We start from the raw sequence: 22,466 nt of genomic DNA on the forward strand, positions 1-22,466 counted from the left end.
CCTTGTAAATAATTCATAAGCTGATATTTATCATACTTATTCATTAGTTTAACTATTACCTTTAGGTAAGTAATTAAAACCAATCAATATGAAAAAGAGAACACCAGTATCAGCTATAATGACTAAAGAAGTTATTACACTAAAAACAACCGACGAATTAGAAACAGCAGAAAGGCTATTTAAAAAGAATAAAATTCGTCATATTCCTGTGGTAAGCGGAGAAAAAATCATCGGGATGCTAAGCTATACAGACTTATTACGTATAAGTTTTGCTGATGCTTTAGATGAAGAGGAGGAAAATGTAGATACCGTAGTTTATAATATGTTTTCTATAGAACAAGTAATGGCAAAAAACCTAACAAGTGTTCATGTAGACACCACCATCAAGGAAGTTGCAGAAATACTTGCTAAAAAAGAATTTCATGCCCTGCCGGTACTGGAAGGAACTAAACTTGTTGGTATTGTAACAACTACAGATCTTATAAATTACCTAATAGACCAATTTTAAATCATAACCAAAAAGCGTTTAGAGAAATTCTAGACGCTTTTTTTTTACATATTTTAATTAAGACAAACTTATCCTAATTAAAATATATATCGTATATTTGAAGAACAAAATCTTAAACAAATGTTTTCAAAAGCTTGTGAATACGGAATTAGAGCTTCTATTTTTATTGCGAAAAACTCGTATGAAGGAAGACGCGTTTCTCCTAAAGAAATTTCTGAGGAAATAAATTCTCCCCAAGCATTTACTGCTAAAATTCTTCAAGCATTAGTAAAAAACAATCTTATTAACTCTGTCAAAGGTGCCTACGGCGGTTTTGAGATTGAAAAAGATAAAATAGCTGCCATAAAACTTTCGCATATTGTAAAAGCTATTGATGGAGATAATATATATAACGGCTGCGGACTTGGACTAGAAACCTGTGACGAAAATCACCCTTGCCCGGTACACTATAAGTTTAAAGAAATTAGAGATGGCCTAAAAGAAATGTTGGAATCAACCAACTTAGAAGAGCTGGCTTTAGACATCAAAACAGGTATAGCTTTTCTTAAAACCTACTAACAAATAAAACAAGAAAGTAAAAAAACGACCTTAAAAAAATTTGATTATAAATAGGATAAAAATATCCGAAATAAGCATAACTATGGAAACATTAACAAAAAACACTCAGAAACAAATAGGACAATATGTAGCAGAAGACTACAGAACTGCTGCTGTATTTTCAAAACACAAAATAGATTTTTGCTGTAATGGAAATAGAACTATTGAAGAAGCTTGCGAAAAGAAAGGAATAGACAGTAATATGTTGGTAGAAGAACTAGAAAACGTTTTAAATACCAAAACGGATCAATCTATAGATTATAAATCTTGGCCTTTAGATTTACTAGCGGAATATATTGAAAAGAAACACCACAGATATGTAGAAGAAAAAATTCCGGTACTTCTTCAGTTTTTAGACAAACTTTGTCGTGTACACGGGGAACGCCATCCAGAACTATATAAAATCACAGAATTATTTAATGCTTCTGCTGGAGAACTTGCTTCACACATGAAAAAAGAAGAGCTAATCCTCTTCCCTTTCGTTAAGAAAATGGTAGCAGCAGAATTAAATACAAGTGCAGTAAAGTCTCCACAATTTGGAACTGTTGAAAACCCAATCGCTATGATGATGGAAGAACATGATACGGAAGGAGAACGTTTTAGAGAAATTGCAGCGTTAACAGATAACTACAATCCCCCAGCAGATGCTTGTAATACCTACCGTGTAACCTTTGCCATGCTAAAGGAGTTTGAAGAAGACTTACACCTACATATTCATTTAGAAAACAATATCTTATTCCCTGGAGCAATAAAATTAGAACAAAAGTTTAATTAATAACTTGTTATGGTTGGTATTAGTAAATGTTGTTAATTTTGAGAATCCTAGAGCATTTTTCATTAAATGTTCTAGGTTTTTTAATTAAAAACCGCACTTTTACTAACTAAGATTAAAAAATGCCTAAAAAACTAGTAATTGTTTGTTTACTTAATTTCTTAGTCGCGGCACTTATGGGGCTTGCACTAAGATATACGTTCATAGATGCTATAGGATTCAACTATAGGTTTCTTACCCATGCACACTCGCATGTAGCCATGTTAGGTTGGGTGTACCTTATGCTGTACACTCTTATTGTGCATTATTTTATTCCAGATAAAAAGCCCATTTACAATAAACTATTTTGGATTACCCAAGCATCGGTAATTGGAATGATGCTTAGCTTCCCTTTTCAAGGCTATGCTGCGATTTCTATTACATTTTCAACCCTACATATATTCTGCAGTTATTACTTTGTGCGCCTAGCATGGAAAAACCATAAAACAGATTCTGTTGTAAGCCAATACACTTTAAAGGCAGCACTGATATTTATGGTAGTTTCTACAATTGGTGTTTGGTGTTTAGGTCCTGCAGTGGGTTTACTTGGACAAGCTTCTGCTTTTTACCAAATAGCGATTCAGTTCTTTTTACATTTTCAATTTAATGGCTGGTTTTTAATCGCTGTTCTAGCAGTATTTTTTCACCTTCTTAAAATAAAAGACTCTTTAGTATTTCAAAAGTTTTTCAAAACCTTAATCGCTGGAACTATTCTAACTTTTGCTTTACCTGTTCAATGGTATGCGCCTCATAAGGCTTTATTATATATAAATGCAATAGGTATAATATTACAAGTAGCATCGCTGTTTTACTTTCTAAAACTCATACAACAAAATGTAAAGCAGTTCTTAAATAGGCAGTCCAAGCTGATTATTATATTATACTATTTCAGTTTATTTTGCTTCAGCGTAAAAATAATCTTACAAACCTTTAGTATCATTCCAGAGTTTTCGCAGGTGGTAGTAAATAACCGTAATTTTGTGATTGGTTTTATTCACCTAATGATGTTAGGCCTAATTAGTGGCTTTCTCTTTTCATTTATATTAAAACCGAAAAAGACAAAACAATCAAAGGAACTAAGCATTGGAGTGTACAGTTTTTTAATAGGCTTTGTACTTACAGAACTTATCTTATTAGTACAAGGATGTTATTTCTATTTTGGCATAGGATTTATACCAAATTATTATACATTGTTATTCTTTTTCAGTACGTTGTTGCCTCTAGGACTCCTTTTTATTCTAATCCATTTTATTAAAACTAAAAACCATGAAAAACAAGCCTCAAAAACGCCATAAAGCATTACAACCATTAAGCAGAGAACATCATCATGGTTTACTCCTATCTTGGAAGATAAGATCTGGATTCAGCAAAAATATTGCACCAGAAAGAATGAGAACTTATGCCAATTGGTTTTTTAAAACACACCTGATTCCGCATTTTGAAATGGAAGAAGAACATATTTTCACCATATTAGAAAGCGATAACGAACTAGTAAAAAGAGCTTTGGCAGAACACAGACGTTTAAATCGTTTATTTGCTGAAACAGATAACGATACTAAAACACTAAGTAAAATTGAAGAAGAATTAGAGCAGCATATTAGATTTGAAGAACGAGTATTGTTTCCGGAAATTCAAAAAGTAGCTACCGAAGAACAAATGTTACAAATAGAAAAAATTCATCAACCAGAAACCTTTGTAGATAATCTAGAAGATGAATTTTGGAAATAGGCGTTTAAGCTAATTATTTTTCCTTAGCAAAATTCGTTTTAAACAAGCTTGGTTTTACCGTAACCATAAGCCAAGCCCAGTTATTAGTTGCATCGCTATTGCCTCCTTTTAAGGCTTCCATAGTATCTGTTGCAAACATTTGAGAATATCCTGCTTGAAAACTTACATCTTTCGTCCAATTATACCCTAGAACTAAATCTATTTCGGTTCCTAAACTATTAGGCATTTCTTTCCCAGTAAAATCAACCACCCTAGCTGCCGAAGAAAACAGATGCGGTATAAGCTTTGCTGAAAACTTTTCTTTTTGATAGGCTAAACTAGCATGAATATCTAATAAACCTACGGAATTACTATGGTTTCCCACATAAAAATAATCCATAAAACCATTGAATTTATGATTCGTTCCAAACCAAGGATTAAAAGATTTTATCTTATCATCGGTACTATCACTATCGGTTCCTGAAAGATATTCTGCTCCCAAACCTGCCTTAAATGCTTCATGAATCTGATAAGAAATATTTCCCGAAAATTGATATGCACTTACACTAGTATTAGCAATCTTTCCGGTTTGAAAATATACCGAAGCATCTGCTTGTAGTTTATTTTTCGCATAGTTTAAATAAGTTCCTATGGTTTGGTTGTAGTCTACTTTCTGTTTGTCGTTTACATCCGTATAAGCTAAACCGTTATTTAATACTAAAAAACTAATACCTAGATTGGAAGCTTTGGTATGATACCATAAGTACTGAAAAGCTTTATAATTATTTACCGTATAATCTGTTTTAAATAAGGTTTCTGAACTTTCATTAAGAGCCAATCCTAAATCTAATTGGTGCTTTGTGTTAGGTCTGTAACTAGCTATAAACGCGTCATGGCTTCTTGCTTGCTGTGCCCAACCTACATTACCAAACATTCTATGATTATCATAAACTATTTCTTGCCTTCCTAACTTTAAAGAAAACTTAGGGTCTAATTGTAATAAGGCCCAAGCTTCATGTATGGCTGTATCGTTTACATCGGAAGAAGCTAAAGTGGAAACATCTCCCCAAACTCTTACATTTTGTAAAGAAATATATGCTTTTAGTTTTTCACTAGCATAGGCAAGGTTGATTCGGGTACGCTGCGAAACAAAAGATGCTGCATCTTCTGCATCTGGAATTAAGGTTTTAAATCCATGTCTGTATTCAAAACGAGGTCGTAATTCTGTCGAAATTTCAAATTCTTGGGCATAGCTAGTCATTACAACTCCTATGCAAAGAATTGTTAGTATTTTTTTCATCTGTACTGGCTTTATTTTGTTAGCTCTAGAATAGCGTCTACTGTTTCAGCATTGTCTACCCCTAAACCTTCTTGTTGGTGAATTAATTCGCCTTCCGTATTAAAAACACTTATAATATTAGAGTGAGAAAAATCGATTGGAGAAATCTCTTTGTATTTTACCGAAAGTACATTGGCAAATTCTCTTACACCACTTTCTGTACCTTGTAAAAAAGTCCAATGTGCATCGTCCATAAGGTTTTCAATGGCGAATGCTTTTAGTCGCTCTGGTGTATCTACTTCAGGATCTATACTTACTAGAATAAAGTTTAAGTCTTTTAATCTTTCCTTAGGGATTTTGGCTTCAATATTTCTCATATCGGCAACTAATCTAGGACAAGCAGCTTTACAAGAAGTATAAATCATAACCATTACTAAGGTTTTTCCTTTTAAATCTTTTAATTCAATTTTAGTACCTTCTTCGGTATGCCATTTACTGGTTAAGTTGAAAATAGATTCTTCTGAAATCTCATCGTTTGTAACTTTTTCTGAAGCTTGTTCTTCTACTAACTTTAAATCCATTTTACAAACAGGACAAGACCCCTCTTCGGTATATGTTTTGTCTCCTTCGCAAAGCATTGGACATTGATAGATAGCAAGCGCTGCATCCGATTTTTTATTGTTACAAGAACTAATAGATACTACCATAAGTAATACCATTAAAATGGGTTTTAAGTATTTCATGTCTGTTGTTTTAAAAAGTTACTGTAATAGGAAAGTGAGTAACTATAGTTCGTTTTTTGCTGCTGTATCTATGTCTTTAACACATCTAAATCCTAGATTTTTCATAGAATATTTTGCTTTCAAACTTCCGCGAGTAGCGTAGCGCATAAAAGCTGCATAGTTCATTAAATCTGTAGCATTTACTGCTGCACTTCCGCAGAACAGATTATTATCTTGATCTGTATCTTTTCGGGATTCTCCAGTAATTAATACCGAGTTAAAATCTAAAGTCCACTCCCAAACCAATCCGTGTAAGTCGTATACACCCCAGATATTTTTCGGACTATCTCCAATAATTTTTTCTTTTTTTGGAGCTTCGTACCAAGCTAATATTCGCTTGTTATATTCCGGCTTTACTCTAGCATCCGTGGTGTTTTCATCTGCCATGGCAACGTATTCCCATTCATCTACTGTTGGTAATCGTTTTCCTTGACATTCGCAATATGCTTTGGCGGCAAACCAAGAAACATAGGTTGCTGGACTCTGTAAGTTTTCAGAATCTTTAAGCTCTAAGTCCGATTTATAATTTGCTAAGTACATTTTATCTGTAAAAAGTCTTAGAGCTTGAGATTTCTGCCATTTAGGATTTTCTTTTAAAAACTCTAAATAAGAAGCGTTGCTTACAGGATAAACATCCATTTCAAAATCTTTAACTGCTACAACTGTAGAGTCTCTTCCGTATAAAGGAATATATCTACTTCCTTTAATCAAAGCCATGTCTTTAGTTTGTGAAAACATTGCTGTTTGAAAGACTAAAAGAACTATCACGAATCTAAAGACTTGACTTTTCATACTATTTTTAATTTTTATTTACCTTTTACTTTATCTACCATTTCCTTAGTAACTACTTTCTTAGAGTTACCCCAGCTATTATAAACGTAAGTTAATACATTTGCAACTTCTTCAGAAGAAATCATCTGTCTTGTCATGACACTATTGTATTTCTCACCGTTTACTGTAATTTCTCCACTTAATCCGTTTACTACTGCACTAATTGCACGGTCTACATCTGCATTTAAGTAATCGGAATTAGCTAAAGGAGGGAACGCGTTAGGAATTCCTTGTCCTTCACTTTGGTGACAAGCAAAACAGTTTTGCATATATATTTGTTTACCAAATTTCATTTGCTCTTCAAAAGATTTTGCTGGTATTTCAGATTCTACAACCTCATCGGTAGTTGGCATATTTTGAATACCAGGTCCTTCTGGTAAGTAGATACCTTCACGAATTTCTCCAGAGTAGATTTTCTTATCTTCTTCACCTTCTACATTAAGAATACCTAAGGCTCCTTTGTTGAATGCTCTAAAGATAGAGTGGTCAACTAATACAAGAGATCCTGGTACATCTACACGGAACTCAACTATAGCAGCTCCACCTGCAGGAATAAGGGTTGTTTGAATATTTTCATTAATTAAATCTCCTCCTTCTACATATACTTTGTCAAAAATTTCTCCAATTACGTGGAAAGAAGATACTAGGTTTGGACCTCCATTTCCTACAAATAATCTTACGGTTTCTCCAACTTTTGCAGTAATTGCATTATCTCCAGTTAACCCATCTACACTACCGTTAAATACCACGTAGTCTGCATTTTCATCTACTGCTTTTTGCATATCAAAAGGTTGTAATCCTCTTTCTCCATTTTTACCTTTAGTATAGAAATCACCTTGCATTACGTAGTATTCTTTATCTACTGGCTCTAATCCTCCTTCTGGTTCAACTAAGATTAGACCGTACATTCCGTTTGCAATATGCATCCCAACTGGTGCAGTAGCACAATGGTATACAAAAAGCCCTGGGTTTAAAGTTTTAAAGGAAAAGGTTTTTTCATGTCCTGGTGCTACGAAAGAAGATTCTGCTCCTCCTCCTGGCCCAGTTACCGCATGTAAATCGATATTATGAGGTAATTTATTATCTGGGTGGTTAGATAAGGTAAATTCAATCTCATCTCCTACACGAGCTCTAATAAAGCTTCCTGGTACAGAACCACCAAAGGTCCAGTAATTATATCGTACTCCAGAAGTTAATTCCCCTTCTTGTTCCAGAATTTCCATATTCACAATTAGTTTTTTGGCTTTTCTTCTACCAATCGGGGTTGGTACATGTGGCGGAGAAGTTAATTCGGCAACCATTTCTTGGCTTACAGTAATGTCTTCAGCTTTTACCGGTTCTTTTTCTTTATTAAAGCAACTTGTTGCTGTTAAAGCAATTGCTAATAATGATAGTTTTAATGTTGTTTTCATAGTAGTTAGTATTAAATTATTGAGTCAAAAATATAGCTAAAGAATTGTTTAAAATATGATAATTATCATAAATCGGACTTTTTTATCCTATTTAATTAAAATAAGTAGTTTTCGAAAAAATAGTTAATGAAGATGTAAAACTGACTTTCGTCATATTTTACTCAGTTATAATTAACTACCTTTAAATATATATAAAATATTATGAAAAAGATACTCCTTTTAACCGATTTTTCTGACAATTCGTTAAACGCAATAGAATACGCTACACAATTATTCAAAAATGAAAAATGCACGTTTCATATCATGCATGTACATAAAATTGGAGGCTATACTTCTAGTGATTTAATGTATTCTAATAAAGACAGTGTTTATGATACTTTCACCAAAGAACCTAAAAACAAACTAGAGGCTTTAATTACTAGTATTCAAGAGAAAGAAAACAACAAAAATCATATTTTTGAAGCACATATAGATTTTGATGTGTTTATAGATGCTATTAAGCAAGTTATAAAAGCGCAAGAGATAGATTATGTGGTAATGGGAACTAATGGTATTTCTGGCGCAAGAGAAAAGCTATTAGGAAGTAATACAAAAAATGTTATTAAACATATTGACTGTAAAACATTAATTATTCCAGAAAACTACAAGTTCAAACCTATTAAGGAGTTATTACTTCCTTTAGATCCTAAAACCGATGTAAAAGAGGAAACATTTACAGAGCTTTTGAAGTTTTTGGAAGACTACAAACTGCAGTTTCATATTTTAAGAGTAAATCCGAATGAAGAAAATGCAGAAAAGAAGCACAGAGATCATGTGAACTTAGCTATAATTAAATGTAAATACCATATTGTAAATAATGTACCAATAGACTTTGCTTTATCTACTTATTTACAAACAAACCCTATAGACTTTATGGCTTTATTTGTGCATAATGAAGGGATTATAGAACACGTTTTGTCTAAGTCAAGTACTAAAATTACATTCTCAAAAATCACAAAACCCATGCTTATTTTACATGCAAAATAAATTAAAAAGGAGCAAAACAGCTCCTTTTTAAAATATATAGCTTAGGTAACATCATTATAAAATAGCAGATATATTTACATAAAAATTACGACCTTGTCTTGGTATATTATTCCAATCTGCAAAAGTAGTATAGTTGGTATCTAGCAAATTTTCAATTCCGTATTTCAATACAAATTTTTGATGTTTAGTATAAAATGCATTCCCTAAATTTAGGTTTAACACACCATAAGCTGGAGTTGCATCTTCACCATAATAACCAGAATAATTACTTTGGTTACCGTTACCTTCTAATTGTAAGGCAACATTAAAATGTTTTTTATGATAGTTAAGTTCTGCTAAATAAGAAAATGGCTTTATTAAAGGCAAGTTTTCATTGTTATTTCCTTCTCCATTGTTATAGCCTAAAGTTGCGTTAACCGAAAAAGATTCAGAAAAGGAATACGAACTATTCAAATAAGCATTAAAAATAGTTGCATGAGAAATAGCATTATATAGTTTTACACCATCTGCATTTATAGTCATCGGACTCAAATTATCAGTTATATTGCCTATAATATAATCTTTAATAAAAAAGTAAGAAGAAGCAATTCCTAAATGAAATTTGTTATTATGGTAATTGGCTATCATATTGGCTTCAAATGCCTTTTCGTTTTTTAAATTTGGATTTCCTATATAATCATAATTATCAAAACTGTTGAAGAGATAAAAACCATAAGCTTCACTAACAGAAGGTGCTCTTTCTCCATAGCCTACGCCAAAGGAATAGTCGTAGTGTTTTTTCTTGAAGGTATAATCTACTGAAAAACTGGATAAAAATCTATTTTTATAATTAGATAGTTTAGGATAAAAAATTTGTAAACTTTCTAAACCTACTTCTTCTGTTATTTTATTTTGATGGAATCCAAATCTTACCGAGCCCGTAAGTGTTTCATGCGTATTTAAGGTATAAATATCTTTTGCATAAACACCTCCATATAATGTTCTAATATCTGGCCAGGTATACATAAACATAGCTGGTTGATTCATATCGTTTGGGTACATGGTCATTTCTGCTAAAGAACGATTATAAAATCCGTTAAGATTTAGTGAAAGATGATGTTTATTGGTATGCAAATTAGCCTTACTATAAAAACCATAGGTATCACTCCAACCTGGCATATCCATTCGAATAGGCACATCTGGACGTTTAGAATCGTCCATAACATGTGTAATTGTATTAAAATAAATTTTCGTTTCTAAGCTTTTTATTGTGGCTGATTCATTTTTGAAATGATGCGTAACAGCTGTAATTAAAGCTTCCGCTGAAGAAACATCCATTGGGAGTGCAGGGTAACCTACATCTGTAGCTTTATCATAAATAACACTTGCATCTATTGCATGGTTTTCAGATAATTGATATCCTGTTTGTAGCGAAATATTAAACTTTTCAAATTGAGAATACAAAATCTCTTTACTGTTTCCTGCGTCATAATTATCAGATTTTCTATAAATACCATCAGCATTTACATAAAACTGATTGCTAGAGTATTCCATATCTAAACCTGCAGTTTTATAATTTCCATTTGTTTCGTACCCCAAATCTACACTTGTTTTTAATCCAGAGTCGAAAAATTTAGACGGAGCTAGTTGTAAATCAATTCCGCCACCAACACTATGCCCGTTTTCTGTACCTACTTGCCCAGAACCCACAGCTACTTTTTCTAAATTAGATACATCTACATAAGATGTTATTGGGTCCATTTTATCTGTACATGCGCCAAAAATATGCATGCCATCAATAGTTACAGATAAACGCTCACTTTGCATATTATTTAAAGCGGGCTCCCAAGCATAATTACCACGTTTTATCATGGTGATATTATTGGATTTTTCTAAAAAATTATCGAGAGTAGAAAGTGTTTTTTCTTGACGATAATTACTTAATTTTCGCCTTGTACTTACTGTTACTTCTTTTAAAATTATAGTATCTTTTTTAACGAAATTATCATCTTCTTGTCCAAATGAAAACCCAAAAAAAAGTATGCTAAAGCAACAAACAAATAGCTTTTTCATATTTATAGCATTTTATAAGGCTATCAAAAAAGCCAGAATAAAGTAGCTTTTTCAATAGCCTAATTATATAGATTCTTGTTTAAAACTCTAGCTCAAGATATAATGAGCTTTGTGGATTGTCTTCTGTTACCGTTTCTCCTTTTAGTATTTCATCAAGCGTATTCATAAGCTTTAAGTTAAGAACCCAATATCCAGTCATCGTTAATGATAAATCTCCATGATACAGCTTATCTACAAAGCTATAGCTTAAATCTGTATTGTTTGGTGAAGAGTGATTACCCATTCCTGGCATTCTAGGATCTAAAGAAATAGTATAATCTTCAACTTCTGAAAAAGTCATCATACTTTCCATTCTAAATAATGCTACTTTTAATGTATTAACACCAATAATAGGACTTTCAGGTTCTACTAGCGCTAATACATAACGAACAGCATCGTTTCCCATAAAGCTAGTTACATGCTGTTTTTCGTTTTGCAATACATGTATAGCATCGGTAGCAGTATAATCTGTTCCATCAATAGCATAATCTATAGTTAAAGACCAACCAGAACCATCTGTATTTGTCATTTGATACACAATAAAACCCTGATAAACAGTGTTTGTTCCTATAGATTTTTCAATAGTAGAATAAGGAGAAGAGTGTTGCATGCTTGGCATTTGCATTATTGGCTTCCAAGAAACAGTTGCGTTTTCTACATACATATTTGTAGTATTATCTTTTATTCGTAAACGAATACTATTATATCCTGTTTTAAAAACTCCTTCTTTATTATAAAGTTCTATTGTATGAGTGTTATTAGAGATTTCTTGAACTTTAAGTACTCCTTCTACTTCATTTACTTCTTGTTGGGTGTCATCAGCGTCATCTGTATTACATGCAGTTGTAAAACAAGCTATAAATAAGAATAGTAATATATATTTTAGTTTCATTTTATTAATTTATTGGGTATATTGAAAACACATAACTCTTTTATACAGAGCTATAATTACAACTAGTTTTTAGTCATAACAACTGTGTCTTTTCAATATAAATGTGAAATGTTTATTTATAAAACTCTTACTTGTTTAATAATTGAGACAAGGTTTAGAGTAAAATCATTTTGATTTTTTTTCGTAAAATGATTAGCTAAATTTTGGCGGAGGGGTATCTATTTCTAGAAACATTTTAAAAATTCTTGAAGAGATACTAATTGAATTTACTTTGTTCACAGCTATTGGTAAAGATGCTGTTATAACCGTATTAGTGTTAGAAATACAGAACAGATCTAAAGCCATGCGTTTATTTTCTTGAATAGGATTATCTGATTTAGAACTGGAATTAGTGTCAGAAAGTTCTTTACGTAATTGACATTTACCATTACACCCTTTTTGCTCGTCTTTTTGAATACATAAAGTTTTTGCAATAAAATCTTGGTTTATTACAAAATCACCAATAATAACGAGTGTATTTATATTGTGAGAGAATAATATAAATACTAAAATTAAAGCTGTTATTTTTTGTGCTATAGCCCTTATCACAACACAAAAATAAGACTATTTTTATGATAAAACAGGATGGAAATCATTATAAAATCATAGCTCAAAATGATTAAAATAATCTTGAATCAAGCCTTCTAATTTTAGTAAGGCTTTTGCTCCCTTTGCACTATTTTCAGCTTCTTTTAAATTTCCTATGGCATCTAACATAGGAACTAAAACTACATGCAATTGATCATGCGACGGACCTACCATATTACAATTCTGAATAATATAGCTTGTTTGCTTAGAGAGCTTCTTTCCTAAAGCTATATAATTTTTGCTAGGTTCTTTTTTAAATGCAGTAATAATAGATTGCATTTTTTCTACTCCGCCTTGTGTTTCCGGATTGACACGCCATTTCTTTCCTTTATTCAACATTAATTGTAAGCTATCGCTTACAGTTATCTCATTGGTTTGAGAAATTTGCTGATTTTTGTGTTTTGTTTCGTTTTTACAACTAAAAGCAACTGCTAGTAGTAAAACAACAATGGTATATCTAATTTTCATAATTACTTACTTAGTCATTGGGTTAAAAAAAATAACGCTTGACAATGCTATTTAAAATGAAATGCCAAGCGTTATATAATTTATTATAAAGTTCTGAAGTATTCTAATACCGCACGAGCATCTGCTTCACTTAAGTGTTGATTAGCCATTGGAGAACCATTAAATTCTTCTAATAACTCCTTTGCTAACGGATCATTTTTAACCATTCCTTCAGGATCTAAAATCATGTTCATAATCCATTCTGGTGATCTACGCTCTAAAATTCCTTTTGGTGCTGGACCAATAAACTTTTTGTCTGTTCTATGACAAGCAGTACACATTTGCTTAAATACCTCTTCTCCTCTATTTGCCATTTTTTGGTCAATAGTATCGTCTAAAGTTATAGAGGTAATTGGCCCTACTCCTTTGTTTTCTAAATCTACTTTTTTAGATGCAAGAACCTTTTCCTCCTTAACTGTCTCTACTTTTTCTGTAGGAGCTTTTTTCTTAAAAGGTAATTCATCTTTTTTCTTTTCTTCTTTACCTCCACAACTCATTAGGATGGTTGCGAATAATACAGTCATTACTTTTAGTGTGTGCTTCATTTTTTCAAATTTTAATGTTTATTTAAATGTAAAATATCTTATTTATAAAGTATAAAATTAAAGGAACTAATAGTTATAAAATATGATACAAATCATATTCAAGATAAATATATCTTAATTAAAGCAAACTCTTTAAAAAAAGCTGAACAATGTCCAGCTTTTTTCTCACTTTAATCAAAAATATTAACTAATAAAACTATCAAATCAAAGTGCTTTTATATTTTAAATGTCATTACTGGTAATGTAGAGTGGTTTGCGATATCTTCCGAAACACTTCCTTCAAAAAAGTGAGCTAAACCTGTTCTACCATGTGTTGCCACAGCAATTAAATCTGCTCCTATTACATTGGCATAGTTTAATATTCCTTTTTCTATAGTATAATCATTTACATAGGCCACATTTTTCATTTTATCTATATTCCCATCTGCCGTCTTTAAAAATGTTGCCACTCGTTTTTCTATTTCTGTTGAACTTCTAAATCTATTATCTGGAAGATTTACATAAACCAAATGCATAGTTGCATCTAAGCCTTCACACATCTTACTTGCTTTAAGATAAGGGTTAATAGACTCTTCTGAAAAATCACAAGCAAAAACTATATGATCAAAATTCGTTAAAATAGGACTGTGTTTTATTACTAAAACCGGAATCTCAGAATGTCTCACAACCTTTTCTGTATTAGAACCTATAAATACTTCTTTAAGACCACTGGTTCCTTGCGAACCCATAATGATTAAGTCTACATTGTGTTCTTTACCTACCTCACTTATTTCACTAAAAACCTTAAAGTGTTTTACAATAGGTGTAACCTTAATGCCTTTTAAATAATCTTTGTCTAAAAAGTCTTTAAACTTTTGTTTCGCTAATCTTAAATAGAAAACAGTTTCCATTTGTTGCGAATCTCCTGTACTAGTAAGAACGGCGTTAGATAATTCTAACATATGTAATGCTAAAATTTCTGCATTATATTTTTTTGCAAAAACTGCTGCTGTTTCTAGTGCGTATTCAGAGTGCTCTGAAAAATCTATGGGTACAATTATTTTTTTCATAATGCTGATGTTATATGGTCATTGAAAATAGTTGTGACTCTGGCTGATTGCGTTGTAAAAGCAAATCAAAAGCCATACAAATATTTCTTACAAAGGGCTTTCCTTTGTCTGTTACTATTATGCTATTTGGAAAAATTTCTACAAGAGCATCTTTCTCCATTTCTTTAAGTTTGTTAAGTACTTCTGGTAATTCAGGAAAATAATTTTCTTCTGCTGTCCAAGAAGTTTCTAACTGACACATTAAGTTTAATATATGTTTTCGAATAATAAGGTCTTCGGCATTTAAAATATGTCCTTTAAAAACCGGAATCATATCTTGTTCTAATAATTTATAATATTCCTCAATCACTTTCACATTCTGTGCAAATCCATACCAACTGTCACTTATAGAGGAAACCCCTAAACCAATCATAGCTTGTGTTTTGGATGCCGTATATCCCATAAAGTTTCTGTGCAACTTTTTATTTTCGGTTGCTTGGTATAAAGCATCTGTTTTTAATGCAAAATGATCCATACCTATTTCTACATAACCTGCTTCCGATAGTAACTTTTTTCCTAGTTCATATTGAAAACGTTTACTTTCTGGTGAAGGCAAATCGCTTTCCTTAAACCCGCGTTGTCCATTTCCTTTTATCCATGGCACATGTGCATAGCTATAAAAAGCAATTCTGTCCGGTTTTAAGGCTTTGGTTTTCTTGATGGTTTCCCTTACATGGGCTTCTGTTTGAAATGGCAAACCAAAAATAATATCGTGGCTTACAGATGCGTAACCTATTTCTCTAGCTGTTTCTGTAACACGTTTAACATTTTCAAAAGGTTGAATTCTATGTATAGCCTTCTGTACGCTTTCATTATAATCTTGCACACCAAAACTTACACGACGAAAACCTAAATCGTAAAGCGTTTGTAAATGTTCTCTTGTGGTATTATTAGGATGTCCTTCAAAACTAAATTCATAATGCTCCGCTAGTACAGACCTACCTAATAGTCCGTTTATTAATTTCTTTAAATTTTCAGGCGAAAAAAAAGTAGGTGTTCCTCCTCCAAAATGCAATTCCTTAATAATAGGTTTACTGTCAAATAAATCACAGTATAAGCCCCATTCTTTTAAAACAGCCGTTATATAAGGAGATTCCACCTCATGTCTTTTGGTTATACGTTTATTGCATCCACAAAACGTACATAGACTTTCACAAAACGGTAAGTGAATATACAAGCTAATTCCCTCACTATCATTACTTTCGTTAAAAGATTGTATTAAAGAGCCTTTCCATTTTTCAAAAGAAAAACTTGATGCATCCCAATAAGGAACAGTAGGGTAACTTGTGTATCTAGGACCAGCTACATTATATTTATTTACAAGTGAATTTGTCATACCTAAATTAATATTAACCAAAATTAAAGTATCTAATTAAAAAAAAACATGATATATATCATATTAGAAAATTTGGTGTTCCATAATTTATCTGTAACTTTATTTTTTAAACAACAAACATATTTATAATGAAAAAAAGAACGATTTATATTCTTGCTTTTAGTTTAGTATTTGCTTTTAGCTGTAAAAAGCAAGCAAAAGAAGACAAAGAAGTACAAGAAAAAACCACAACAACTACAGAAACAACAGAAACTGTAAACGAAAAAAAGCTGAAAATGGAATTGCAGCCTAAGAGTGGATCTAATGTAAAAGGAAATATTGTTTTCACAGAAAAAAATGGAGAGGTAAAAATGATTGCTATGATTGAAAATTTAGAACCTGGCCAACATGCAATCCATATTCACGAAAAAGCGGACTGCTCTGCAGAAGACGGAACTTCTACAGGCGGACACTGGAATCCAACAGCGCAACCACACGGAAAATGGGGAGATGCAGCTGGATACCATAAAGGAGATATTGGAAACCTAACTGCTAACGAAAAAGGTATGGCTTATCTAGAGTTCAAGACAGACGAATGGTGTCTTGGTTGCGGGGATAAAAACAAAGATATCATAGGAAAATCTATTATTGTACACGCTGCGGTAGATGATTTTGTATCACAACCAACAGGTAATGCTGGAGGACGTATAAGCTGTGGTGGAATTATTCAATAAAAAAATCCATCCAATCTAATAATAAATAAAGCTACCATTTTGGTAGCTTTTTTATTTTCTATAACGCTAAAAGCAACAATATCTTCATTTTAGATAGCTACTGAAATCTCGTTTTTTATTACTAAATTAGTTCCGTAACCCACTTATCCCAAAATACCGAGACCAATTATTATGAGAAACACACTTATTAAAAACGGACTATTTTTTTCTGGAGACCCCAACCAAAAAGCAAGCATACAAGACATCTTCGTGGATGCTAGCGGAAAAATCAAAAAAATAGGAGCTATTTCTGCTTCTGAAATGGAAGTAAATATAATTGACGCAGAAGGAAAATGGGTGATGCCTGGCTTTATAGACTCACACACCCATTACGATGCAGAAATAATTGCCTCTCCAGGTCTTAAAGAATCAGCGAGACACGGAGTAACATCTGTGATTTTAGGTAGCTGATCGGTTTCTGCTTTTTATAATACACCAGAAGATACTTCAGATTCCTTTACTCGAGTAGAAGCTATTCCTAGAGAAGTTATGCTTCCTTTATTAGAAGAAAAAAAAGAATGGAATTCTCCTAAAGAATGGAAAGAATACATCAATAAATCTCCTTTAGGAATTAATGTCGCTGCTTTTGTTGGTCACTCAGATTTACGAATGAAAGTAATGGGTATTGACAGGTCATTAACCCATGAAGATAAAGCAAACAAACAGGAGCAAGAACAAATGTATACCTTGCTAAAAGAAGCATTAGACGAAGGATTTATTGGCTTATCTACTATGGATAATCCTTGGGATAAAATGGATGGAAACAGATATTGGTCACACAAAACACCTTCTTTTTATTCCTCTTGGAAAGAAAGAAAAGCGCTTCCAAAATTACTAAGAGAGAAAAATGCCGTCTTACAAGGGGCTCCAAACTTAGTTACCCGCTACAACGCCCTAAACTATATGTTAGCTAGTTCCGGACTTTTTAGAAAACCGCTAAAAACCACCATGATTGCTATGATGGATTTAATAGGTGACAGATATATTTTTCCACTTATTGGTTTTGCAAGTAGAGCTATTAATGTTTTAGGAAATGCAAATTTCAGAATGCAGTCCCCTCCTTGCCCATTTACGGTTTATTACGATGGTGTAGATTCGGTGATGTTTGAAGAATTTCCTAGCGGTGAAGCATTAAGACACTTAGCAAAAGAACTAGATACCAGAAACGAATTGATTAAAGACCCGGTGTTTAGAGAGAATTTCAAAAAGGAAATCAAACAGAAATTCGCTCCTAAAGTATGGCATAAAGACTTAAGCAAATCTATCATTACTGCTTGCCCAGACGAAAGTTTTGTGGGTAAAAACTTTTACGAACTAGCAGAAGAAAAAAACTTACATCCAGTAGATTTATTTTTAGACACCATTATACAATATGATAAAGAAATAAAATGGACTACCACAATTGCAAACGATAGAAAAGAAAAATACAAAAGCCTGTACAACTTCCCATACAATCTAATTAGTTTTTCCGATGCTGGAGCACATATAAACAATATGGCTTTTTATAATTTTCCATTAAAAATGATAAAAATAGTACAAGATGCTATAGATAACGGTAAACCAATAATGTCTATGGAAAAATGTATTTGGCGACTAACCAAAGAGCAAGGAGACTGGTTTAATTTAGATTGTGGGTATTTAGCCGAAGGCAAAACGGCAGATATAGTAATTATCAATCCAAAGAAACTCCATACTATTACCGAAGAAGTAGAAGTTGGAACTATCAAAGAGTTTAATAACTGCGAAAGATTGGTCAACCGAAATGAAGGCGTAATATCTAGAGTTTTAGTAGCTGGGAAAACCATTTTCAAAGACGATGCATTTGTAGAAGGATACGGAGAATCTAAAAAATATGGAAGATTTTTAAGTAGGGTGAGTTAATAAGAATTTCTACAAGCAATAAAAATGAAGAGTACAAATATGATATGTACTAACTGCAAGAGTAAAGCTGCTTTTACAGAAATTTTTCACATAAAACCTAACGAAAGCTATTTCTGTAAAAATTGCCAAAACAATCTAGAACCTGTTTTTCACTCTTTAGTTTTAAAAACTTGGAAAATCACTCCCTTTTTAGGGTTCCTTACTACTGCTGCTCCTATTTTTATAATAAATTATATTATAGAGGACAGATGGAAGGCATACGGTATAGGAGGCACCATAGGTGTTTTATGCTTTGTAGCATATCTATACTTTGTAAGAAAAACCACAAAATTCCAATAGCAAACCAATATTCTTAAAACAAAAAACACTCCTGATAAGGGAGTGTTTTTTTATATACTTAAAAAGTGATACTTATTTAACGTCCATTAACTCTACGTCAAAAATAAGTGTAGCATCTGGTGGAATTACTCCTCCAGCTCCTCTACTTCCGTAAGCTAAATCACTTGGTATTACAAAACGAGCTTTATCTCCAACTTTTAAAAGTTGTACTCCTTCATCCCAACCAGAAATAACTTGACCTACTCCTAATGGGAACTCAATTGGCTCTTTTCTTTTGTAAGAAGAATCAAATACCGTTCCGTCTGCTAATTGTCCTTTATAGTGCACAGAAACAGTTTTTCCTTTTTCTGCTTTCGTACCAGTTCCTTCTTGAACTATTTGGTAACGTAAACCACTATCTGTTTTACTAAAACCTGCAGATATTTTATCTAATTCTGCTTCTTGAGCAGCTTTAGCTTCAGCAATACGTTTTGCTCTAGATCCTTCAAAAGTTCTAAAAGCTTCAACAGCATTAAATGCTTCTGCTTCAGCTCCAACTTTAATAATTTCTAAAGTAGTAATTTCATCCCCTTGAGCAATAGCATCTACAACATCTTGTCCTTCCACTACATTTCCAAAAACTGTATGGTTGTTATCTAACCAAGGAGTTTCTACATGGGTAATAAAAAACTGAGAACCGTTTGTTCCAGGACCTGCATTGGCCATAGATAAAATTCCTGGTCTATCGTGTTTTAATTCTGGATGAAACTCATCATCAAATTTATAACCTGGGTTTCCTGTTCCTGTTCCTTGTGGACAACCACCTTGAATCATGAAGTCTGGAATTACACGGTGGAATTTTAATCCGTCGTAGTAAGGAGTCCCTTGTGGCTTCACCGAGTTTTCTAAATTACCCTCTGCTAAAGCAACAAAATTACCTACAGTTCCTGGTGTTTTTTGATATTCTAAAGCTACTAATATTTCGCCTTTTGTTGTATTGAATTTTGCGTATAAACCGTCTTGCATGTTTTATTTTTTTAATGAAAGTGCAAAGATAAGAAATGCTTTTTTAATAGCGAATAACCAAATACCTTATCTGAAACACTCTAAGCTTTTCAACGAAAAAAAAAAAAAAAAAGAAGAATAAATACCTCAAGTACAAACACAAAAAAAAACCTCCCATCAAAAGATGAAGAGGTTATTTATTATTTACTAACTACTATCTACTAATTACTAACTACTAATTAGCCACCTCAGAAATAAACTTAATTCTATATAATCGAAGTTCTTCGTCATCATAATCGCCGTCAAACTCTTCAATAGCTACATCTATTTTATCGGTTTCAGATTCCATAAAGTAATCATGAATCTCTTCTTGCTGATCTTCATCTAAAATATCATTCAACCAATAGTCGATATTCAATTTTGTTCCAGAATATACAATAGCCTCCATTTCCTTAATAAAATCGGCCATTTCCATTCCTTTAGCAGAAGCAATATCACTTAGTGGTAGCTTTCTATCAACATTCTGAATGATATAAAGTTTTAAAGCCGAATTACTTCCTGTAGATTTTACAACCATATCATCCGGACGGATAACATCGTTTTCTTCTACATATTTTTCTATAAGCTTGATAAAATCTTTACCGTATTTTTTTGCTTTTCCTTCTCCTACACCGTGCACATTAGAAAGTTCTTCTAAGGTAATAGGGTATTTTAAGGACATATCTTCTAAGGAAGGATCTTGAAAAATCACAAACGGAGGAACGCCTAATTTCTTAGCATTCTTCTTACGTAAATCTTTCAGCATACCCATTAAAACAGCATCTGCAACACCACCTGAACCTTTAGATGCCGTTACTATAGAGTCGTTATTAGCTTCATTAAATACATGGTCTTCTGTCATCATAAAGGACTGCGGATTCTTAATAAATTCCTTCCCTGCTTTAGACAACTTGATTACCCCGTAAGTTTCAATATCTTTCTTTAAAAAGCCTGCAACCAAAGCTTGCCTTGTTAGAGCCATCCAATATATTTTATCATGATCTTTTCCAGCTCCAAAGAAAGGCTGCTCATGAGTTTTATGTGAGTTTATCATGGCATTTTCTTTACCTATAATAACATTCACTAAATCTTTAGACTTGTATTTCTGATTGGTTTTATCTACTATTTCTAATAACAGTTTTACAGAGTCTTTTGCTTCTTGCTGCTTTTTAGGATGTCTAACATTATCATCCATCTCTCCACCTTCTCCGGTTTCGTTGTCAAATTCTTCTCCAAAATAATGAAGGATGAATTTTCTTCTAGAGATAGAAGTTTCTGCAAATGCAACAACTTCCTGCAATAAAGCATGACCAATTTCTTGTTCTGCTACTGGTTTTCCAGACATGAACTTTTCAAGTTTTTCAATGTCTTTATAAGAATAATACGCCAAACAATGCCCTTCTCCTCCATCACGTCCTGCTCTACCGGTTTCTTGATAATAACTTTCAATACTTTTTGGTATATCGTGGTGGATGACAAAACGAACATCTGGCTTGTCAATTCCCATTCCAAAAGCAATAGTTGCAACAACTACATCAATATCTTCCATCAAGAACATATCTTGGTGCTTCGATCTAGTTTTAGCATCTAAACCTGCATGATAAGGTACAGCCTTGATACCATTTACTTGTAAAGCCTGAGCAAGTTCTTCAACCCGCTTCCTACTTAAACAATAAACGATACCGGATTTCCCTTCGTTTTGTTTGATAAAACGAATAATATCTGCATCTACATTTTTTGTTTTTGGGCGTATCTCGTAATATAAGTTTGGTCTATTAAAAGATGCTTTAAAGGTATTGGCATTTGGCATACCAAGATTCTTTAAAATATCTTCCTGCACCTTAGGAGTTGCAGTAGCTGTAAGACCTATAATAGGAATATTATCGCCTATACGTTGAATAATACTTTTTAAATTTCTGTACTCTGGTCTAAAATCGTGTCCCCATTCACTAATACAATGGGCTTCATCTACCGCCATAAAAGAAATCTTTACCGATCGAAGAAATTCTACATTATCTTCTTTTGTTAAGGATTCTGGGGCTACATAAAGTAATTTCGTTACACCATCCGTGATGTCCTTTTTTACTTGTTTTACCTCGGTTTTATTTAACGAAGAATTTAAAACATGTGCAATTCCTTCGGTATTAGAAACACCTCTAATAGCATCCACCTGATTTTTCATCAAAGCAATTAAAGGCGAAACAACAATTGCTGTACCCTCTTGCATTAACGCTGGAAGTTGATAACATAAAGACTTTCCACCTCCTGTCGGCATAATAACAAAGGTATTTTCTCCTGCTAATATGCTTTTAATGACGCTCTCCTGTAACCCTTTAAAGTTACCAAATCCGAAATATTTTTTTAAAGAAGCTTGTAAATCCTTTTCAATAATAGACATGTATTGTTTTTAATTTTTATAATTCAAAAATACA

The 22,466-nt window shown here is 32.6% G+C and carries 23 protein-coding genes; 10 read left to right on the forward strand and 13 right to left on the reverse strand.

Features of this window, described 5'->3' with window-relative positions:
• The first annotated feature begins 88 nt into the window (after positions 1–88).
• The 5 genes from DU428_RS08945 (at position 89) to DU428_RS08965 (ending at position 3,644) form a co-directional block, all read left to right on the forward strand.
• The gene (locus tag DU428_RS08945) at positions 89–508 is read left to right on the forward strand and encodes a CBS domain-containing protein (RefSeq protein WP_072352113.1); all 420 of its coding nucleotides are present in this window, start codon (positions 89–91) and stop codon (positions 506–508) included.
• Positions 509–628: 120 nt separating this feature from the next.
• On the forward strand, positions 629–1,066 hold the full coding sequence (locus tag DU428_RS08950) for an RrF2 family transcriptional regulator (RefSeq protein ID WP_072352112.1): 438 nt from the start codon (positions 629–631) through the stop codon (positions 1,064–1,066).
• Positions 1,067–1,148: 82 nt separating this feature from the next.
• On the forward strand, positions 1,149–1,880 hold the full coding sequence (gene ric / locus DU428_RS08955; protein WP_113966516.1) for an iron-sulfur cluster repair di-iron protein: 732 nt from the start codon (positions 1,149–1,151) through the stop codon (positions 1,878–1,880).
• A 119-nt stretch (positions 1,881–1,999) separates the two neighbouring features.
• The gene (locus tag DU428_RS08960) at positions 2,000–3,211 is read left to right on the forward strand and encodes a hypothetical protein (RefSeq protein ID WP_113966515.1); all 1,212 of its coding nucleotides are present in this window, start codon (positions 2,000–2,002) and stop codon (positions 3,209–3,211) included.
• On the forward strand, positions 3,183–3,644 hold the full coding sequence (locus DU428_RS08965; RefSeq protein ID WP_072352109.1) for a hemerythrin domain-containing protein: 462 nt from the start codon (positions 3,183–3,185) through the stop codon (positions 3,642–3,644). Before DU428_RS08960 ends, DU428_RS08965 begins: the two co-directional genes overlap by 29 nt.
• A 13-nt stretch (positions 3,645–3,657) precedes the next feature.
• Here DU428_RS08965 and DU428_RS08970 read toward each other — a convergent pair whose 3' ends face one another.
• From DU428_RS08970 to nirK, 4 genes are read right to left on the reverse strand one after another with little or no spacing between them, the layout of a single operon-like run.
• Positions 3,658–4,923, reverse strand: coding sequence for an alginate export family protein (locus DU428_RS08970; protein ID WP_113966514.1), 1,266 nt, complete (start codon positions 4,921–4,923; stop codon positions 3,658–3,660).
• 11 nt (positions 4,924–4,934) lie between these two features.
• Positions 4,935–5,645, reverse strand: coding sequence for an SCO family protein (locus tag DU428_RS08975; protein ID WP_113966513.1), 711 nt, complete (start codon positions 5,643–5,645; stop codon positions 4,935–4,937).
• Positions 5,646–5,687: 42 nt separating this feature from the next.
• Positions 5,688–6,476 (reverse strand): formylglycine-generating enzyme family protein, encoded by a 789-nt coding sequence (locus DU428_RS08980; protein WP_113966512.1) that lies wholly within the window; start codon positions 6,474–6,476, stop codon positions 5,688–5,690.
• 14 nt (positions 6,477–6,490) lie between these two features.
• The gene (gene nirK / locus DU428_RS08985; RefSeq protein WP_072352106.1) at positions 6,491–7,927 is read right to left on the reverse strand and encodes a copper-containing nitrite reductase; all 1,437 of its coding nucleotides are present in this window, start codon (positions 7,925–7,927) and stop codon (positions 6,491–6,493) included.
• Positions 7,928–8,128: 201 nt separating this feature from the next.
• Here nirK and DU428_RS08990 point away from each other — a divergent pair, with 201 nt between their 5' ends.
• Positions 8,129–8,953, forward strand: coding sequence for a universal stress protein (locus tag DU428_RS08990; protein ID WP_113966511.1), 825 nt, complete (start codon positions 8,129–8,131; stop codon positions 8,951–8,953).
• 54 nt (positions 8,954–9,007) lie between these two features.
• Here DU428_RS08990 and DU428_RS08995 read toward each other — a convergent pair whose 3' ends face one another.
• From DU428_RS08995 to hemN, 7 genes are all read right to left on the reverse strand, one after another.
• Entirely contained in the window at positions 9,008–11,005 is a 1,998-nt protein-coding gene (locus DU428_RS08995) for a TonB-dependent receptor (protein WP_113966510.1), read from the reverse strand.
• A 79-nt stretch (positions 11,006–11,084) separates the two neighbouring features.
• Positions 11,085–11,936, reverse strand: a complete 852-nt coding sequence (locus DU428_RS09000; RefSeq protein WP_113966509.1) for a hypothetical protein — start codon at positions 11,934–11,936, stop codon at positions 11,085–11,087.
• A 192-nt stretch (positions 11,937–12,128) separates the two neighbouring features.
• A complete protein-coding gene (locus tag DU428_RS09005) occupies positions 12,129–12,524 on the reverse strand; it encodes a hypothetical protein (RefSeq protein WP_072352102.1) in 396 nt (131 codons plus the stop codon).
• A gap of 54 nt (positions 12,525–12,578) precedes the next feature.
• Positions 12,579–13,031, reverse strand: coding sequence for a hypothetical protein (locus DU428_RS09010; RefSeq protein WP_113966508.1), 453 nt, complete (start codon positions 13,029–13,031; stop codon positions 12,579–12,581).
• A gap of 83 nt (positions 13,032–13,114) precedes the next feature.
• A complete protein-coding gene (locus DU428_RS09015) occupies positions 13,115–13,615 on the reverse strand; it encodes a c-type cytochrome (protein ID WP_072352100.1) in 501 nt (166 codons plus the stop codon).
• A gap of 215 nt (positions 13,616–13,830) precedes the next feature.
• On the reverse strand, positions 13,831–14,664 hold the full coding sequence (locus DU428_RS09020) for a universal stress protein (protein ID WP_072352099.1): 834 nt from the start codon (positions 14,662–14,664) through the stop codon (positions 13,831–13,833).
• Positions 14,665–14,674: 10 nt separating this feature from the next.
• Entirely contained in the window at positions 14,675–16,039 is a 1,365-nt protein-coding gene (gene hemN, locus DU428_RS09025) for an oxygen-independent coproporphyrinogen III oxidase (RefSeq protein ID WP_113966564.1), read from the reverse strand.
• A gap of 128 nt (positions 16,040–16,167) precedes the next feature.
• On the opposite strand from hemN, the gene DU428_RS09030 reads away from it, so the two are divergent.
• From DU428_RS09030 to DU428_RS09045, 4 genes are all read left to right on the forward strand, one after another.
• Positions 16,168–16,752 (forward strand): superoxide dismutase family protein, encoded by a 585-nt coding sequence (locus tag DU428_RS09030; RefSeq protein ID WP_113966507.1) that lies wholly within the window; start codon positions 16,168–16,170, stop codon positions 16,750–16,752.
• Positions 16,753–16,923: 171 nt separating this feature from the next.
• Complete coding sequence (locus DU428_RS09035; protein WP_113966506.1) at positions 16,924–17,202, forward strand: amidohydrolase family protein; 279 nt, start codon at positions 16,924–16,926, stop codon at positions 17,200–17,202.
• Between the two features lie 78 nt (positions 17,203–17,280).
• Positions 17,281–18,672: an N-acyl-D-glutamate amidohydrolase gene (locus DU428_RS09040; RefSeq protein WP_113966505.1), complete on the forward strand. Its 1,392-nt coding sequence runs from the start codon at positions 17,281–17,283 to the stop codon at positions 18,670–18,672.
• Positions 18,673–18,696: 24 nt separating this feature from the next.
• The gene (locus DU428_RS09045; RefSeq protein ID WP_072352095.1) at positions 18,697–19,011 is read left to right on the forward strand and encodes a hypothetical protein; all 315 of its coding nucleotides are present in this window, start codon (positions 18,697–18,699) and stop codon (positions 19,009–19,011) included.
• Between the two features lie 72 nt (positions 19,012–19,083).
• Here the strand turns inward: DU428_RS09045 and DU428_RS09050 are convergent, their stop codons facing one another.
• Complete coding sequence (locus DU428_RS09050; RefSeq protein ID WP_072352094.1) at positions 19,084–20,016, reverse strand: peptidylprolyl isomerase; 933 nt, start codon at positions 20,014–20,016, stop codon at positions 19,084–19,086.
• Positions 20,017–20,230: 214 nt separating this feature from the next.
• Positions 20,231–22,432, reverse strand: coding sequence for an ATP-dependent DNA helicase RecQ (locus tag DU428_RS09055; protein ID WP_113966504.1), 2,202 nt, complete (start codon positions 22,430–22,432; stop codon positions 20,231–20,233).
• Between the last annotated feature and the right edge of the window lie 34 nt (positions 22,433–22,466).

The sequence above is a fragment of the Oceanihabitans sediminis genome (genome assembly GCF_003337215.1).
Taxonomy (GTDB): Bacteria; Bacteroidota; Bacteroidia; order Flavobacteriales; family Flavobacteriaceae; genus Oceanihabitans; species Oceanihabitans sediminis.

Coding starts and splice junctions, on each gene's coding strand:
- DU428_RS09045 (WP_072352095.1), top strand. CDS start 18,697: ATGAAGAGTACAAATATGATATGTACTAACTGCAAGAGTAAAGCTGCT.
- DU428_RS09010 (WP_113966508.1), bottom strand. CDS start 13,031: ATGAAAATTAGATATACCATTGTTGTTTTACTACTAGCAGTTGCTTTT.
- ric (WP_113966516.1), top strand. CDS start 1,149: ATGGAAACATTAACAAAAAACACTCAGAAACAAATAGGACAATATGTA.
- DU428_RS08970 (WP_113966514.1), bottom strand. CDS start 4,923: ATGAAAAAAATACTAACAATTCTTTGCATAGGAGTTGTAATGACTAGC.
- DU428_RS08990 (WP_113966511.1), top strand. CDS start 8,129: ATGAAAAAGATACTCCTTTTAACCGATTTTTCTGACAATTCGTTAAAC.
- DU428_RS09015 (WP_072352100.1), bottom strand. CDS start 13,615: ATGAAGCACACACTAAAAGTAATGACTGTATTATTCGCAACCATCCTA.
- DU428_RS09035 (WP_113966506.1), top strand. CDS start 16,924: ATGAGAAACACACTTATTAAAAACGGACTATTTTTTTCTGGAGACCCC.
- DU428_RS09050 (WP_072352094.1), bottom strand. CDS start 20,016: ATGCAAGACGGTTTATACGCAAAATTCAATACAACAAAAGGCGAAATA.
- DU428_RS08965 (WP_072352109.1), top strand. CDS start 3,183: ATGAAAAACAAGCCTCAAAAACGCCATAAAGCATTACAACCATTAAGC.
- DU428_RS08945 (WP_072352113.1), top strand. CDS start 89: ATGAAAAAGAGAACACCAGTATCAGCTATAATGACTAAAGAAGTTATT.
- DU428_RS08975 (WP_113966513.1), bottom strand. CDS start 5,645: ATGAAATACTTAAAACCCATTTTAATGGTATTACTTATGGTAGTATCT.
- DU428_RS09000 (WP_113966509.1), bottom strand. CDS start 11,936: ATGAAACTAAAATATATATTACTATTCTTATTTATAGCTTGTTTTACA.
- DU428_RS08995 (WP_113966510.1), bottom strand. CDS start 11,005: ATGAAAAAGCTATTTGTTTGTTGCTTTAGCATACTTTTTTTTGGGTTT.
- nirK (WP_072352106.1), bottom strand. CDS start 7,927: ATGAAAACAACATTAAAACTATCATTATTAGCAATTGCTTTAACAGCA.
- DU428_RS08950 (WP_072352112.1), top strand. CDS start 629: ATGTTTTCAAAAGCTTGTGAATACGGAATTAGAGCTTCTATTTTTATT.
- DU428_RS09040 (WP_113966505.1), top strand. CDS start 17,281: ATGCTTCCTTTATTAGAAGAAAAAAAAGAATGGAATTCTCCTAAAGAA.
- hemN (WP_113966564.1), bottom strand. CDS start 16,039: ATGACAAATTCACTTGTAAATAAATATAATGTAGCTGGTCCTAGATAC.
- DU428_RS09055 (WP_113966504.1), bottom strand. CDS start 22,432: ATGTCTATTATTGAAAAGGATTTACAAGCTTCTTTAAAAAAATATTTC.
- DU428_RS09030 (WP_113966507.1), top strand. CDS start 16,168: ATGAAAAAAAGAACGATTTATATTCTTGCTTTTAGTTTAGTATTTGCT.
- DU428_RS08980 (WP_113966512.1), bottom strand. CDS start 6,476: ATGAAAAGTCAAGTCTTTAGATTCGTGATAGTTCTTTTAGTCTTTCAA.
- DU428_RS09020 (WP_072352099.1), bottom strand. CDS start 14,664: ATGAAAAAAATAATTGTACCCATAGATTTTTCAGAGCACTCTGAATAC.
- DU428_RS08960 (WP_113966515.1), top strand. CDS start 2,000: ATGCCTAAAAAACTAGTAATTGTTTGTTTACTTAATTTCTTAGTCGCG.